This is a genomic window from Microbacterium sp. ZW T5_45 (assembly GCF_044987415.1).
Taxonomy (GTDB): Bacteria; Actinomycetota; Actinomycetes; order Actinomycetales; family Microbacteriaceae; genus Microbacterium.
In genome coordinates, this window is record NZ_JBJDRJ010000035.1 from 1 (window position 1) to 15777 (window position 15777).

Genomic DNA, 15777 nt, shown 5'->3' on the forward strand with positions numbered 1-15777 from the left:
GGGCTCGCGGGCGGGCGTCTGGCGCAGACCCTGGGCGTCGCGGATGACGAAGGGCGTGTCGATGAGCTCGGCGGCCTCGACGTCGAGGGCAGCGGCACGGATGAAATGGAACACCGGCACCGCGCACGCCACCTGCACCGCCGTGATCGCAGCGGCAGGGATACCGGCGAGGAAGGCCGCGGCATTCACCACGGCCAGCACCGACCACATCACCGCGATCACGGCGGTCGTCGCGGCGGCGAGCTGCCCGCGCATGAGAGCCTGTGCGTGACGCACGCAGGCGAACGTCGCGCCGACCACGAATCCGGCGGCCATCATCGCCCCGGGCTCGCGGAACACCGAGAGGGCGACCGCCCCCGCGGCGCATCCCAGCACGGGAGCGATGAACGCGACGTAGGTGGTGGAATCGCGCACGGGCTGAGCGAGCAGCGTCAGCGCACCGGCGAGCAGCAGCACGGTCGCGACCGAGACGATCAACGGGGTCGGTGCGATCACCGCACAGGAGACGAGAACCGCGGTGATCGCGAGCAGCAGGGCCAGCAGCAGCGCGTTTCGCCGGGACTGCCCGGCGGAGGCCCCGCTCGCCGCAGACGCACGGGATTCGGGGCCGGATGCCGTCGCCGTGCGGTCGAACAGCCAGATCACACCACCGTCGCCGGGAGTCGCCGACACCTCGCTGTCGAGGTCGAGCGCGGCGCCCGAGGTTGTCGTGCCGACGTAGCGGCGCAGATCCACGCCGCCCACCGTGAGCAGCTCGGCGACCGTCGAATCGGCGGGGACGACGAGATCGTGTCGTCCGTTCGCATCGGCCACGGTGAGGCGAATCGTCTTCGCTGACATCTCCCGCCCCTCGATGCTCGCCGCGCGATACCGGTTCATCTCGGCACCCTGACACAATAGTAGGCGACTCGAGGAGGGCCAGTCGTGAGCATCACCAGCAATCGCCGTGCGCCGAAACCGCCGGCCGGAGGCCAACTCACCCTGCAGCAGGCTCCGGAGCTGCCCAAGCCCGAGGGGGCCTCGAACACCCTCATGATGGCACTGCCGATGGTCGGCAGCCTCGGCTCGGTGGCCGTGCTCTCGCTCACCCAGGGCGGCGACGCGACCCGCACCTACATCATGGGCGGGCTCTTCCTCTTCATGGCGCTCTCGATGGTCGGCGGGCAGATGTGGCGGCAGAAGTCGCAGCACTCGACGAACGTCGAGAACACCCGGCGCGAGTACCTCGCCTACCTCTCCGAGACGCGCGACGCGGTGCGCGAGGTCGCATCGCGACAGCGCCGCTACGAGGAGTGGATGCTGCCGGCACCCGACTCCCTCCCCTTCATCGCCGAGGAAGGATCCCGAGTGTGGGAGCGCCCCGTCGGCGACCCGCAGTTCCTCGTCACCCGGGTCGGCACCGCCACCCAGCCCCTGGCGATGACGCTCGACGAAGCTCCGATCCCGCCGCTCGCCCAGCTCGATCCGGTGAGCGCCTCGGCTGCGCACCGCTTCGTGCTCACGCACGACCAGGTGCCCGACCTCCCGCTCGGGCTCAACATCAGCACCTGCGCGCGCATCGAGGCCGTCGGCGACGTCGCGCGGGGTCGTGGCCTGGTGCGGGCGATGATCGCGCACCTCACCACCTTCACCGCGCCGGAGGACCTGCAGGTCGCCGTGGTCGCCGCAGCATCCGACCTTCCCTACTGGGAGTGGGCCAAGTGGCTGCCGCACGCCCAGTCCGACACGCGGAAGGATGCCGTCGGCGGCGCTCGCCGCATCGGCACGTCCTGGGCGGAGATCGAGCCCCTCATCGCCGACATCCGCTCGCGCGGCCCTGTGAGCGGCCGCGGCGGCGGTGCGGTGCCGCACATCATCGTCGTCCTCGATGGTGCGGAGCTGCCTCCGGGCAACCTGCTGAACGAGGAGGGCGGCGTCGACGGCGTGACCGTCATCGACATCGCGCGCGAGTGGGCCGAGCTCACCGACCCGCTCACGGTGCGCCTCATCCTCGAAGGCAAGGACGGTGAGAAGCTCACGGTCGCCCGCCGCAGCATAGGCATGGTGCCCGCGACGCCCGACTTCCTCGGCATCAGCTCCGCCGAAGCCGTCGCCCGACGGCTCACGGGCCTCGGCGAGACCGCCGAGGACGACGACGCGGGCGGCGGCACGCGCACGATCAGCGCCGAGCTCACCGACCTGCTGGGGCTGCCCGACGTGCGCGACTTCGACCCGGACGTGGCCTGGAAGCTGCGCTCCGCGCGCGATCGTCTGCGCGTGCCGATCGGTCTCACGAGCACCGGTCAGCCGATGATCCTCGACATCAAGGAGTCCGCCCAGCAGGGAATGGGCCCGCACGGAATGCTCATCGGCGCCACGGGTTCCGGAAAGTCCGAGGTGCTGCGCACCCTGGTGCTGTCGCTCGCGATGACGCACTCGTCCGAGGCGCTGAACTTCGTGCTGATCGACTTCAAGGGTGGCGCCACCTTCGCCGGCATGGCCGACATGCCGCACGTCTCGGCCGTCATCACGAACCTCGGCGACGACCTCACGCTCGTCGACCGCATGCAGGACGCGATCCAGGGTGAGATGACCCGCCGCCAGGAGCTGCTGCGCGACGCCGGGAACTTCGCCAACGTCACCGATTACGAGGCCGCGCGCAAGGGCGGTCGCACCGATCTCAAGCCGCTGCCTGCGCTGCTCATCGTGGCCGACGAGTTCTCGGAGCTGCTGGCCGCGAAGCCCGACTTCACCGAGCTGTTCGTCGCGATCGGTCGACTCGGTCGCTCGCTGCAGGTGCACCTGCTGCTCTCGACCCAGCGTCTGGAGGAGGGCAAGCTCCGCGGACTCGACTCGCACCTGTCGTACCGGATCGGTCTGAAGACGTTCTCCGGTGCCGACTCGCGTGCGGTCATCGGCGTGCCGGATGCCTTTACCCTGCCCGGCGGCGGCGGCCACGGCATCCTGAAGTCGGATGCCGAGACCCTCACGCAGTTCCGCGCCGCCTACGTCTCGGCCCCGCCGAAGACCCGTCGTCGCAAGCTCGGATCGGCGGCGGATGCCGACGGCGCCGGCCAGCCGGTGCGTGCGATCGAGGCCCGCTCGTTCACCGCTGCGCCGGTGCTCGTGCAGGAGACGCCGGACGAGGCGCCCGCGCTCGACGCGGTCCCCGGTGAGGCGCCCGAGAAGCGCGTCACCTTCGACATCGCGGTGTCGCAGATGAAGGGGCGCAGCATGCCCGCCCACCAGGTGTGGCTGCCCCCGCTCGACGTGCCTGCCACGTTCGACGAGATGCTCGGCGACCTCGTCGAGGACCCGCAGCTGGGGCTCATCTCGCCGCGCTGGCGGCAGGCCGGACCGCTCACGATCCCGCTCGGCATCGTCGACCGTCCGCTCGAGCAGCGCCGCGAGAGCCTGACCATGACGCTCACCGGCGCCGGCGGACACCTCGCGATCGTCGGCGGCGCGCGCAGCGGCAAGAGCACGCTCGCGCGCAGCGTGCTCACCGGTGTCGCCCTGACGCACACTCCGCTCGAGGCGCAGTTCTACGTCATGGACTTCGGCGGTGGAACGTTCGTGCCGTTCGCCAAGATGGCGCACGTCGCCGGTGTCGCCGGTCGCAACCAGCCCGACGTGCTGCGACGCATGTTCCAGGAGGTCGTGGGCATCGTCAACGCCCGCGAGCGCTACTTCACCGCGAACGGCATCGACTCGATCGAGACGTACCGCCGTCTGCGTGCGCAGGGCCGCGCCGACGACGGCTACGGAGACGTCTTCCTCATCATCGACGGCTGGCCGACGATCCGCGCCGAGTTCGACGAGATGGAGTTCGAGATCCAGGCGCTCGCCGGGCGGGCGCTCACCTTCGGCGTGCACATCATCGCCACGACCTCGCGGTGGATGGACTTCCGCACAGCGATCCGCGACACGTTCGGGTCGAAACTCGAGCTGCGTCTCGGCGACACGAGCGACTCGGAGATCGACCGCAAGGTCGCCGTCAACGTGCCGCTCAGCCGCCCCGGCCGCGGCCTCGCGCCCTCGAAGCATCACATGCTCACGGCGCTGCCGCGGATCGACGGCTCGGGTGATCCCGACACCCTCAGCGAGGGCGTCGAGCACCTGATCGAGCGCGTGAACGCGGCCTGGAAGGGGCCGCGCGGCCCGAAGCTGCGCCTGCTGCCCGAGATGCTCGAGCTGTCGTCGCTGCGGCAGCTCGCCGAGGGCACGCCGCTGCAGAACCGCGTGCTGCTCGGCGTCGACGAGGCGGCGCTCGCGCCGAGCGCCTTCGACGTGCGCCGCAACCCGCACCTGTACCTGTTCGGCGACAGCCAGTCGGGCAAATCGAGCTTCCTCCGCACGTTCGCGCACGAGGTCATGCGCACCTCGACGCCGAAGAACGCGCAGATCTTCGCGGTCGACTACCGCCGTGCGCTGCTGTCGGAGATCCCCGACGAGTACCTCGCCGGCTACTACACGACCGCGCAGCAGGCGACGGAGGAGCTCGGCGGGCTCGCGGAGTACCTGCGTGGACGGATGCCGGGCCCCGATGTGACCCCGCAGCAGCTGCGCGAGCGCTCCTGGTGGACCGGCGCCGACGTGTACGTGCTCGTCGACGACTACGACCTGGTCAACACGCAGTCCGGCAATCCCATCGCCGTGCTGCAGCCGCTGCTGGCGCAGGCATCCGATGTCGGTCTGCACCTGATCATCGCGCGACGTGCCGGTGGTGCGTCGCGGGCGACGTTCGAGCCGGTCATGCAGACGCTGCGCGACCTCGCCGCACCCGGCATCCTGCTCTCGGGCAGCCCCGACGAGGGGCCGCTGATCGGCAACGTCAAGGCGACGCCGGCGGTACCAGGCCGGGCCAAGGTGATCACGCGCGAGCGCGGTCTGCAGACCATGCAGCTGGCGTTCGCGCCGTCGTCGCACGCGTAGCGGGGTGTGGGGAGACCTACCCATGGGCATCCCCGCAGCATCGCCGTAAGGTGTTATCTGTCACCGAACATCGGTGGCACGGCCCTCGGGGGCTGAACAATCGGGGCGGACTCGCCCATACGACCAGGAGGTGACCGTGAGCGGAGAGATCTCTGCAGCGGACGGGGCCCTGCAGCGGGGCGCCGGAATCGTCAGCAGCTCGAAGCAGGACATCATCGGTGAGCTGAACTCGATTCAGTCCCAGCTGTCCAGCATCGGTGCGTCGTGGCAGGGCGCGGGGGCCGCCGCCTTCCAGCAGACGTTCCAGGCGTGGCAGGAGAAGTCGCGTCGCATCACGAACGCGCTCGACGAGTTCGAGCAGAACCTGCGCGACTCGCAGACCGCGTACACGCAGACCGACGACACGTCTGCGCAGTCGCAGAACAAGTTCATGGGCCGTCTCGGCTGAGACCGGAGGGATACTGATCATGAGTGGTAACGGCTACAAGATGCAGTTCGGCGCCGTCGACACGGCGGGTGCCGACCTCGTCCGCGGCGCGGGCAACATCGACAACAAGCTCTCCCAGATGGAGGACGCCCTCAAGCCCCTCCAGGCCGACTGGACCGGTTCGGCTTCCGAGGCGTACATCCAGGCGAAGGCCAAGTGGAACGCCGCACTGTCCGAGATGAAGGTGCTCCTGAGCGACATCGGTCGCCAGGTGTCGCAGGACTCGCAGGACGGTCAGGCCAACGAGAACCGGAACATGAACCGCTGGTGATCCAGCGCTGAGGTTTCGAGCCGGCTGTCACCCCTCGGGGTGGCAGCCGGCTCTCTTCGTGTTCGGGGCCCTTCGGCAGGCTCAGGGCCCGGTTCGTGTGGTCGCTGAGCTCGCCGAAGCGTCAGCGGGTGGCGTCGGCGAGGTGTCGCGCGTTGTGCCCGAGCACCTTCACCATGATGCCGTGTCGGCGAAGCTCGGCGACGGTGCGGGCGCCCTCCTCGCGATCGCGGCCGAGCGCCTCGATGGTCGCGACGACCACCACGTCACCGGTCTTCAGCGTCGAGATCAGGCGCGCGAGGCGGTCGCTCCAGCTCTCGAGGATGTCCGGAGCGGGATGCCGGAAGCCCTCGATCGGCACGCCGAACCGGGTGAGGTCGTCACGCTGCTCGACGACCGACGGCATCCCCTCGCGCGCGACGACGAGTCCCACCAGACGTGAGCCGTCGGGCCGGGCCGACCAGAAGCTGCGGTTCTCCTGCAGCTCGGTGAAGCACTTGGGGCACTCGGCCGCGGCATGCGGAAGGTGCAGAGGGCTCGTCAGGGCCTCATCGACATGTGCGGTCGCCTTCGTCGGTTCCGTCGTCTCGCTCATCGCGCACCTCCGCAGTCCATTCTGCCCTGTCGGTTCGATATTCGATGCGAAAGCTCGGTTTCCGATGCGAACAGGGGGCCGTCGGATGCGAACGGTTCAGATCAGGCCCAGTTCGCGCACGGCATCCCGTTCCTCCGCCAGTTCGGCGACCGATGCGTCGATGCGCGCCCTGGCCCAGTCGCTGATCTCGAGTCCGTCGACGATGCGCCACTCCCCGTCGACCGACTGCACGGGGAACGATGAGACGAGTCCCTCGGGTACGCCGTACTCGCCGCGCGAGACGACTCCCGCCGACGTCCACTCCTCGGTGCCGTGCACCCAGTCGCGCACATGATCGATCGCGGCGTTCGCGGCGGATGCCACCGACGACGATCCGCGCACCTCGATGATCTCGGCGCCGCGCTTCGCGACCCGCGGGATGAACGTCTGCTCGAGCCAGGTCTGCACATCGCCGACGATCCGCTCGAGCGCGGGGGCGACGGGAAGACCGGCGACCGTCGCGTGCGAGATGTCGGGGAACTGCGTCGCTGAGTGGTTGCCCCAGATCGGCACACGCCGCACGGTGTCGACGGGCACGCCGAGCGCCGCTGCCAGCTGGCCGCGGGCGCGGTTCTCATCGAGCCGGGTGAGCGCACTGAAGCGCGACGCCGGCACGCCGTCGGCGGATGCCGCGGCGATCAGCGCGTTGGTGTTCGCGGGGTTGCCGACGACCGTGACCCGCACTCCGGATGCCGCGTTCTCGGCGATCGCGCGGCCCTGGGGGCCGAAGATGCCGCCGTTCGCCGCGAGCAGGTCGCCGCGCTCCATGCCCGGACCACGCGGACGAGCGCCCACCAGCAGGGCGAGATCGCAGCCGTCGAAGCCGACCGCCGGATCATCGGTGACCTCGACGTGCTCGAGAAGTCCGAATGCGCCGTCCTGCAGTTCAAGGGCTGCGCCCTCGGCGGCACCGAGGCCCTGCGGGATCTCGAGCAGTCGCAGCCGCACCTTCTCGTCAGGGCCGAGCAGATCGCCGGCGGCGATGCGGAACAGCAGCGCGTATCCGATCTGTCCGCCGGCGCCGGTGATGGTGATCGTGGTCGTCATGACCCGAGCCTACGACCGATATCTATGGGTGGCCCGGAGTACCTTTGACGCATGACCTTCAATCCTGACGCCGACGTCTCGGGCGGCACCGCCCGCCGCCGTGGTCCCGGTCGCGGCACGGTGATCGCCGGTGCCGGTGGTGTGGGCATCCTCGGCATCCTCGCGCTGATCGCCGGCCCGCTGCTCGGCATCGATCTGTCCGGCCTGGTCGGCGGCACCGGCACGGAGTCCGGCGGGTCCGGATCGTCGGAGGGCAGCGTCATCGAGAACTGCTCCACCGGCGAAGACGCGAACGAGAACGTCGACTGCCGCGTCTCGGCCGCCCAGCTCTCGCTCGACCAGTACTGGGGCGAGCAGGTCGAGCGCTATCGGGCGCCGGGCTACATCATCGTCGATGGTTCCACGTCGACCGGCTGCGGCACGGCATCCAACGCAGTCGGCCCCTTCTACTGCCCGCCCGACGAGACGGTCTACATCGACCCGACGTTCTTCGATCTCATGCGGCAGCAGTTCGGAGCGTCCGCCGAGGAGCTCTCGCAGCTCTACATCGTCGGTCACGAGTGGGGCCACCACATCCAGAACATCACCGGCAAGATGACCGACTACCCGAACAACGGCACCGGTCCCGACAGCAACGGCGTGCGCATCGAGCTGCAGGCCGACTGCTACGCCGGAGCGTGGATCGGTGCGATGACCAAGACCGAGGACGAGAACGGTGTGCCGTATCTGCTGGCGCCGACGAACGACCAGCTGACGGATGCCGTGAACGCGGCCTACACGGTCGGCGATGACCACATCCAGGAGCAGTCGGGCTTCGTGAACCCCGAGAGCTTCACGCACGGGACGAGCGATCAGCGCAAGTACTGGTTCGCGAACGGGTACCAGAACGGTCTCGGCGAGTGCGAAGCTCCGCTCACCCTTCCCGGCGACCAGCTCTGATCACGGGTCCTCACGACCTCAGGCGCGGAGCGCCTTCAGCAGCGTCTTCACGAGACCGAGCGCACCACCGTTCGCGCGGAACCTGGTCAGGCCCTCGCTGACCTCGGCTCCGGTGCGCGCCGAGACGAACCACGGGGGCGTGGGAAGAATCGTCAGACGCCCGCCGCCGCCCCGCACAGGCAATGAGCGGGGGAACGGGCGGAACGGCCCGCGGATCACCGAGCGCTCCACATCGTCGAGCAGCAGCGCATTGTGGACGACGCCGATGCCGCTGCCCACATCCTCGAGCGTGTTGCCGGGGAACGCACCCCACGTGAGGGTCGGCGTGATGAAGCCGAAGGCCGTCCACGCGTTGATCGCGATCGAGCCGTAACGGAGGTCGGCGATCGCACGCTCGAACCCGGTGCCGAGCGACTTCTCGGTGCCCGGGTGGATCAGCAGGTTCGCGCCGAGGGTGCCCTGCAGCTCGTCGTTCGCATAGGCGACGGCCGCATCGAGGAACTGCTGCCCGGTGCCGGGCACCGCCACGACGCCCAGCACGGGCGCGAAGTACTCGGTGTGCTGCAGCGCCTCGGCATCCTGATCAGCGCCGATCTCGACCAGCATCCGATCGCCGAGGTGCAATGCGTCGGGGTAGGACTCGGTCGCCTGTTCCATGCGGTGCGACGAACCCGGATACCAGGTCGGGCGCTCGGGCGCCGACGCGTACGCGCGGCGCAGCTCGGCGCGGAACCTCTCGGCCTGCGGCCAGTCCGAGGAGAGGACGACGACCTGTCCCGCGATGCAGTTGTGTCCGCTGTTCTGCAGGCGCATGGTCGCGATGTGCTCGGCGTGATAGGTCAGGTCGGCATCGGACCACTCGCCGGGGACGACGATGATGGGGGAGACGCCGCCGAGTTCCGCGGTGATCGGCTTCGTCAGGAGCGGAGCGCCGTCGCGGGTGGTCGAAGAACCCCACACGATCGCGTTGAAGGTGGCGGCGGACCCGGTGATGTGCACGTGCACGAGATCCGGATGCGCGGTGAGATAAGCCCCGACATCCGGCCCGCCGCGGACGATCCGCACGAGACCGATCTCGATGAGCGGCGCGAAGGCGCGCTTGTAGACGGGGACGAGGGAGTCCTGCGTCGGGTTGACCTTCAACAGCGCGGTGCGGTTGTGCGCGAGCAGTTCGTAGAGCACGTCGAGCACGGGGATCGAGGTGATGTTGCCTGCGCCCAGGACGAGGCCGACGCCGCCGGATGCCGCGGGAGTGCGCTGCGCGAGGCCTGCCCCGGACCTGGCGCGGTTCGGCGTCGTGCCAGGCCGCAGCCAGACCTCGCCGGTGAATCCCGACAGCAGCGCTCGGTCGATGCCCGTCAGCGGGAAGGCGTGCACGCGCGTGCGGCCGCCGGGTGCGCGGGAGAGCCGCACGTCTTCGAGGGGGTTGCCGCCGCGGGCGAGGGTCGAGAGCGTGTCGATGTAGGCGTCGAGCGCCCCGAGAACGCTGTAGGGGCCGCTCAGCCATTCCTCTCCCCGCAGCGGATGCCGGGAGTCGAGACCCTTCGACGACGCGGCGGTGGTCGCCCAGTCCTCCGCGGTCGCGGCGACGCTCGTGCGCACGGCGCGCAGCAGCGTGGCGCGCTGGGCGAGCGTCAGCGCGCTCCAGACCGCGGCGCCCTGCTGCAGTTCGGTGATCGAGGTGTCGAGGCGCGCGCGCACGCCCTCGTCGAGACCGGATGCGGCAGGCGGGGTCGCCGAGGCGGGTCTCGCGGTCGCCTTCGTCGACGCGGATGCCTTCTTCGCGGTGGTGCTCTTCGTCGGGGTCTTCTTGGCGGAAGCCTTCTCGGTGGGGGCCTTCCTGGCGGGGGCCTTCACGGTGGAGGCGTTCTTCGCCGGCGTCGTGCGGGCAGCTCGCGAGGGGCCCTTCGCCGCGGGCGCCACCTGATCGGCGGACGGAGCGGGCGATTCGGGCTCTGCTGCAGCGGTCATCGGCGCCTCCTTCGGACGGGCTTCCAGCTTATGCCGATCGTGGCATGCAGGTCTTGGGGCATCAGGCGTCGATGTCCGTGCGACGCAGTCGGTACCGGCGGAGCGCGAGGAGGCTGAGCAGCATCACCACGGCGGGGACCGCGCTGAACGTCAGCACGATGCCGAGGATCGCGGCATCCGGTTGGGTCGTCGTCGTTCCGGCCGTCGTCGAGACGTACCCGGTCGCAGCGAGGGTGAGGGCGACGATCGTCGCACCGAGAGCGAATCCCACGGTCTCGCCGGCGGTCCACACGCCGGTGAACGTGCCGGCCTGACCCCGACCGGAGGTCCGTTCGTCGTGCGAGATGACATCGGGCAGCATCGCCATCGGGAGCGACTGCAGGCCCGCGTAGGCGATGCCCGCGACGGCGATCGAGACGTAGAGCCACGCGCCGGGCGCCCACGCGGCGACGACGATGGATGCCGCAGCGAGGGTGAAGACGGCGCTGGCGACGGCGAACGCGCGCTCCTTCCCGACGCGCCGTGCGAAAGCGGTCCACGCGGGGGTGGCCACGAGCGCCGGGCCGACGAGGGCGAGGAAGACGATGGTGACCGCGGCCTCGGAGCGCAGCACCCAGGTCGCGACGTACTGCGCGCCGGCGAGCATGGTGCCGGTCGCCAGGGCCTGCAGCACGAACGTGCCGAGCAGCGCGCGGAACGGTCCGCTGCGGCGCAGCGTGCGCACGCCCGCCGCATACTGCTCCCGGAGCGAGAGCACGGCAGGGATCGATGCGGCAGAGGACGATGCGGGAGAAGGCGATGCGACTGTTTTCGCCGTCCGAGCGGCGATCAGCATGCCGATGCCGATCACGAGTCCGGCGACGACGCCCATCAGCAGATATCCCGTGACCTGATCGGGGCCGGCACGGCGCAGCTCGGGACCGCCCGCGCCGAACAGCAGGATCGCCGCGGTGAGCACGACCACTCGCCAGCCGAGCAGCCTCGTGCGCTCGTCGTAGCGATCCGTGAGCTCGGCGGGCAGCGCCACATAGGGCACCTGGAACAGGCTGAAGGCCGTCGCTGTGCCGAGGAACGCGAGAAGCACGCAGAGGGCGCCGGCGAGGGGGCCCCACGCCGGCGGCACCGCGAAGGTCAGTGCGAAGAAGAGGGGAAGCGAGAGTGCACCGACGACCATGAAGCCGCGCCGTGATCCGGTGCGAGCGAGTTGGCGATCGGATGCCGAGCCGATGATCGGGTCGATGACAACGTCCCAGATCTTCGCCGCGGTCACGATGAGACCTGCCGCGAGGGCGGCGACGCCGAGGTTGTCGGTCAAGTAGTAGGTGAGGACCAGACCTGGCAGCGTGGCATAGCCGCCGGTGCCGACGGAACCGACCGCGTACAGCGCGACGGTGCGGGCGGACAGTCGTGTGGAGGTGCGAGCCTCGTTGCTCATCGCGCCAGTGTAGCCGCGCGCCGACCGTCGCGTTCGAGGAGCCCGTCGGCCGCTCTCAGAAGTGAGAGGTCGACCGGCGGACTACCCGCATGCGGAGGATCAGATGAGCGAGAGCTCGCGCAGCTTCGACTCGACGTCGGCGTTCGAGGGCTCGACGTGGTGCGAGGAGTCGGGGTACACGACGACCGGGATGTTCGTGCGGCCCGAGATCTCCTTCGCGACGTCCGCCGCAGCAGGGTCGGCGACGAGGTCGACGTACGTGTACTCGACGCCCAGGTCGTCGAGCTGCTTCTTCGTGCGGATGCAGTCGCGGCACCAGTCGGCGCCGAACATCGTGATCTCGGATGCGTTCGGAGTTGCCATGCTTCCAGGGTACGGGCTGGAGAGTGGGCTGGCGTCGTTGATTGCTAAGGGTAGCCTTACCTATACTGATCGCATGACCCATGCGTGCGAACACCTCGAGGATCCGGACTGGAACACCATTCACGGAGCGGTGCTCATCGCGGGCGATGCGGCCGATGCAGGCGCGATCGCGGGAATCTGCGCGCAACTGCCGTGGGATGCCGAGGGCCTGGTGCTCTTGGAGGCCGCCGCGCGCATCCAGATGCGTCACATCGACGTACCCGATGGGGTGTCGGTGCGCTGGCTGCTCCGAGGTGACGGCATCCGGCAGCACGCGAAAGGCGAGCGGCTCGCGTCCGCCGTGCACGCGTGGTGCGTCGAGTGGACGTGCACCGAGCCGCCGGAGCAATGGACCGTGTGGCTCGGTTCGCACACACCACCGCGTGTGGCGCGCATGGCGCGCAGCCTGCTCGGCGTCGGTGGCTGAGCGGACTCAGTGCCCGGCTGCGGCGACCGGCGTCGCACCTGCCGAGAGCGCATCGAGCGCTCGCCGCAGAGCGGTGCTCGAGGTGTGCGCGGTGTACGGGAAGTACACGACCTCGACCCCCACCTCGGCGAACTCGCGCTCCAGCGCGAGCCCCTTCTCCGTGCCGCGCCAGTCATCGCCCTTGAAGAAGTGCGTGAACCGGACGTCGTGCCACGAGTCCATCTTCGACGGCGTGGACTCGACGTAGACGTCGTCGACGAATGAGATGTGCCGCACGATCTCCGCACGCTCCGATGTCGGGATGACGGGCTCTATGCCCTTCACCTGACGCAGCATCTCGTCGCTGACGACGCCCGCGATCAAGACGTCGCAGTGCTGCTTGGCGTGACGAAGAAGGTTCAGGTGCCCGACGTGAAACAAGTCGAAGGCGCCGACGGCATAGCCGATGCGCGTAGCCATGATCTCCCCAGATCAGTGATTCCCCAGAGAGCGGATCCCCATCCGCCCGGCGGCTCCCACAGCCGCTGGCGTCAGCTTACCGGAAGACGCGCGCGAGCGGCAGGGCGTTCTGCGGATGATCCCGGTACGTGCCGCACAGCCGGGCGTGACACGATGGATGCGGCAGTTCTACAAGGGGGAGCAGTGGCACCACGCGTCACGGTCATCGTGCCGACGTTCAACGAGCGCGAGAACGTCGCCGAGCTCGTCGGACGCACGGCCGACGCCCTGTCGGGGATCGAAGTGGAGATCCTCTTCGTCGACGACAGCTCCGATGACACTCCGGCGGAGATCGCCAGGGTCGCCGCCGACGCGCCGATCCCCGTTCGCGTGCTGCACCGCGACGACAACGTCGGGGGTCTCGGCGGTGCCGTGGTCGAAGGACTGCGGGCTGCGGCATCCGATATCTGCATCGTCATGGACGGTGATCTGCAGCATCCGCCCGAGTTGTTGCCCGCGCTGATCGCACGCCACGACGAGGCGGATGCCGACGTCGTCGCGGCCTCGCGCTACATCGGCGGGGGCGACACCAGCGGGCTCGGCACGGCGCTGCGGTTCGGGGTGTCCCGGGTGGCGACCTGGCTGACGAGGGCGATGTTCCCGATCCGTCTCGCGCGCAGCACCGACCCCATGACCGGGTTCTTCCTCGTCGATCGCAGCCGGCTCGACCTCGAGACGCTCCGGCCGCAGGGCTTCAAGATCCTTCTCGAGATCCTCGCGCGCACCGATCTGCGCATCGCCGAGGTACCGATGGAGTTCGCCGAGCGGCGTCACGGCACGTCGAAGGCGAGCATCCGTCAGGGGACGACGTTCCTTGCGCATCTCGCCCGCCTGCGTTTCGGCAAGATGTCGCTGTTCGCCCTCATCGGGGCGCTCGGTGCGCTCGCGAACCTCGGCATCATGTGGGTGCTCACCGAGTTCGGGATGCCGTACGTCTGGGCCGCGATCATCGGCGCAGAGGTCACGATCATCGGCAACTTCCTGCTGCAGGAGAGGTTCGTCTTCGCCGACATGAAGACGGACGCCCGCGGGCTCGGCATCCGGTTCGCCGCGTCGTTCGGGTTCAACAACGTCGAGGCCGCCCTGCGCATCCCGCTGATGGCGCTGATGGTCGAGACCTGGCACATCTCCAGCGTGCTGGCGACCGGCCTGTCGCTGATCGTCGCCTTCTTCGCGCGCTTTCTGTTCCACTCGCTCGTCGTCTATGCACCGCAGCGTCGCCGCAAGCAGGACGCGGCGGCATCCGAGCCGAAGCCGGACACCGCCGCGATCCGTGTGATCAAAGCGATCGACGCCGAGGCGATGCGCCCTGGAGAGCTCTAGCGCACCTGCGCCGTGAGTCCCGACCAGTTCGCCTGAACCGGCGCGGGAGCCTTCTGCGACAGGTACCCGAGGATCCGGATGCCATCACCGGTCGGCGCCTCGCCACCGGGCTGCGCCGAGACCTGCCAGTCGGGTTCGGTCGTACCGACCTTCCAGGACTTCGCCGACACCGTGCCGTCGTGAGCGCTGAGCGACACCTTCACCGCATCGCCCGGCGCATAGCTGCCGCGCGGTGCGACAACGAGATCCTTCAGGACCTCGCTGCGGTTGCCGGTGACCTTAGCGAGAGTGAGACGGATGCTCCCCGACGACTTCAGAGTGACGGTGGCACGGTATCCGCTGCGGCCGTCTTCGCTCGAGGCGATCTGGAGCGACTGGTAGAGCACGCCGGTGCCGAGGTTCTTCGGAACCGTGAACGACACGGTTCCATCGCTGCTGCCGTTCGCGTCACCTTCGTAGGTGTGGCGGAGCTCCTGGCCGGGAGCGAGAGCGAAGGCGCCAGACTCGACGGCCGGCGCGGGAGGCACGACGACAGGCGGCTCGACGTCCGGGGTCTCGACCTCCGGTGTCTCGATGACGGGAGGGTCGACCACGGGATCCTGCTCGCCGTCCTTCGCCATGCGCCAGATCTTCAGGCTCTGCAGCGAGATCTCGCCGCCCTTCCAGCCTGCTGCCGGAAGACCGATACCGCAGTCGGGCTGTGCAGGCGCGCAGCCGATCTGCAGCGTGACTCTCGGATACCAGGTGGCTCCGGGGCGCTCGAAGATGGCATTCCAGTCGAAGCCCGGACGCACGTCCTCGGGGCCCGCATCGAGCATGACGTGGCCGTCGACGCTGATCACGATGCGGTTCGGCGTCTTCTCCATGACGTACGTGTGCACGCCGGTCGGGTCGGAGTCGGGAAGCTGCTCCCAGCGCACCGAGCCCTGCAGGCTGCGGTGCGTGGAGCCGTACTCGTTGTGGATCGTCGCCGCCGGGCGCGGGTCGGCGCCGAAGACCTCGACCAGATCGATCTCGCCGTTCGCGCTGTCGAGCGGTCGCAGCCACATCAGCGCGGGCCAGAGGCCCGAGCCGTACGGCATGGAGCCGGTGACCTCGACGCGCGAGTAATTCGGGATCACGATCCCGGTGCCCTTCGCGTCGCCGGAGGTGTACGCGGCGTTGCCGCGGTTCTCCTCAGACCCGCGCACTGTCAGCCCGGACGTGCCGAAGGACACATTGCTCGGGGTGTCGTAGGACGAGGTGTTCGCGGCCTGCCCGGTCTCGAGGGTCCACCTGCTCGAATCCGAGAGGTCGACGTCCTCCTGAAGGATCCACCCAGGGAGATCCTGTTCAGCCGCCGTGGCCGCGGGAGCCGCGCCGCCGAAGAGAGAAAGAGTGATGATCGCTGCGCCGAGCGCAGACATGGACGTCTTTCGGGTGATGCTCATGT

14 protein-coding genes are annotated in these 15777 nt (G+C 69.3%); 6 read left to right on the forward strand and 8 right to left on the reverse strand.

The features are described 5' to 3' along the window. The coding region (locus tag ACI3KS_RS15560) for a hypothetical protein (protein ID WP_404919451.1) at nt 1-840 on the reverse strand (840 nt) is incomplete at its 3' end. 84 nt (nt 841-924) lie between these two features. On the opposite strand from ACI3KS_RS15560, the gene eccCa reads away from it, so the two are divergent. From eccCa to ACI3KS_RS15575, 3 genes are all read left to right on the forward strand, one after another. Continuing rightward, the gene (gene eccCa / locus ACI3KS_RS15565) at nt 925-4914 is read left to right on the forward strand and encodes a type VII secretion protein EccCa (RefSeq protein ID WP_404919452.1); all 3990 of its coding nucleotides are present in this window, start codon (nt 925-927) and stop codon (nt 4912-4914) included. Between the two features lie 136 nt (nt 4915-5050). After that, complete coding sequence (locus ACI3KS_RS15570; protein WP_404919453.1) at nt 5051-5362, forward strand: WXG100 family type VII secretion target; 312 nt, start codon at nt 5051-5053, stop codon at nt 5360-5362. A 19-nt stretch (nt 5363-5381) separates the two neighbouring features. Then, nucleotides 5382-5672, forward strand: coding sequence for a WXG100 family type VII secretion target (locus ACI3KS_RS15575; RefSeq protein ID WP_404919454.1), 291 nt, complete (start codon nt 5382-5384; stop codon nt 5670-5672). A 121-nt stretch (nt 5673-5793) separates the two neighbouring features. On the opposite strand, the gene ACI3KS_RS15580 is transcribed toward ACI3KS_RS15575, so the two are convergent. Further along, nucleotides 5794-6264 (reverse strand): recombinase family protein, encoded by a 471-nt coding sequence (locus ACI3KS_RS15580; protein ID WP_404919455.1) that lies wholly within the window; start codon nt 6262-6264, stop codon nt 5794-5796. Nucleotides 6265-6360: 96 nt separating this feature from the next. After that, the gene (locus tag ACI3KS_RS15585) at nt 6361-7350 is read right to left on the reverse strand and encodes a malate dehydrogenase (RefSeq protein ID WP_404919456.1); all 990 of its coding nucleotides are present in this window, start codon (nt 7348-7350) and stop codon (nt 6361-6363) included. Nucleotides 7351-7401: 51 nt separating this feature from the next. On the opposite strand from ACI3KS_RS15585, the gene ACI3KS_RS15590 reads away from it, so the two are divergent. Then, complete coding sequence (locus tag ACI3KS_RS15590; protein ID WP_404919457.1) at nt 7402-8289, forward strand: neutral zinc metallopeptidase; 888 nt, start codon at nt 7402-7404, stop codon at nt 8287-8289. Between the two features lie 18 nt (nt 8290-8307). Here the strand turns inward: ACI3KS_RS15590 and ACI3KS_RS15595 are convergent, their stop codons facing one another. The 3 genes from ACI3KS_RS15595 to ACI3KS_RS15605 form a co-directional block, all read right to left on the reverse strand. Beyond that, nucleotides 8308-10260, reverse strand: a complete 1953-nt coding sequence (locus ACI3KS_RS15595; protein WP_404919458.1) for an aldehyde dehydrogenase family protein — start codon at nt 10258-10260, stop codon at nt 8308-8310. A gap of 61 nt (nt 10261-10321) precedes the next feature. Further along, entirely contained in the window at nt 10322-11695 is a 1374-nt protein-coding gene (locus ACI3KS_RS15600) for an MFS transporter (protein ID WP_404919459.1), read from the reverse strand. 99 nt (nt 11696-11794) lie between these two features. After that, entirely contained in the window at nt 11795-12058 is a 264-nt protein-coding gene (locus ACI3KS_RS15605; RefSeq protein ID WP_404919460.1) for a glutaredoxin family protein, read from the reverse strand. A gap of 73 nt (nt 12059-12131) precedes the next feature. Between ACI3KS_RS15605 and ACI3KS_RS15610 the strand changes: the two genes are divergently transcribed. Continuing rightward, nucleotides 12132-12524, forward strand: a complete 393-nt coding sequence (locus tag ACI3KS_RS15610; protein ID WP_404919461.1) for an SIP domain-containing protein — start codon at nt 12132-12134, stop codon at nt 12522-12524. Nucleotides 12525-12530: 6 nt separating this feature from the next. Here ACI3KS_RS15610 and ACI3KS_RS15615 read toward each other — a convergent pair whose 3' ends face one another. After that, on the reverse strand, nt 12531-12983 hold the full coding sequence (locus ACI3KS_RS15615; RefSeq protein WP_404919462.1) for an adenylyltransferase/cytidyltransferase family protein: 453 nt from the start codon (nt 12981-12983) through the stop codon (nt 12531-12533). 153 nt (nt 12984-13136) lie between these two features. On the opposite strand from ACI3KS_RS15615, the gene ACI3KS_RS15620 reads away from it, so the two are divergent. Continuing rightward, on the forward strand, nt 13137-14345 hold the full coding sequence (locus tag ACI3KS_RS15620) for a glycosyltransferase (protein WP_404919463.1): 1209 nt from the start codon (nt 13137-13139) through the stop codon (nt 14343-14345). Here ACI3KS_RS15620 and ACI3KS_RS15625 read toward each other — a convergent pair. After that, nucleotides 14342-15775, reverse strand: a complete 1434-nt coding sequence (locus tag ACI3KS_RS15625; RefSeq protein ID WP_404919464.1) for a family 16 glycosylhydrolase — start codon at nt 15773-15775, stop codon at nt 14342-14344. The genes ACI3KS_RS15620 and ACI3KS_RS15625 overlap by 4 nt on opposite strands. Nucleotides 15776-15777 lie beyond the last annotated feature (2 nt).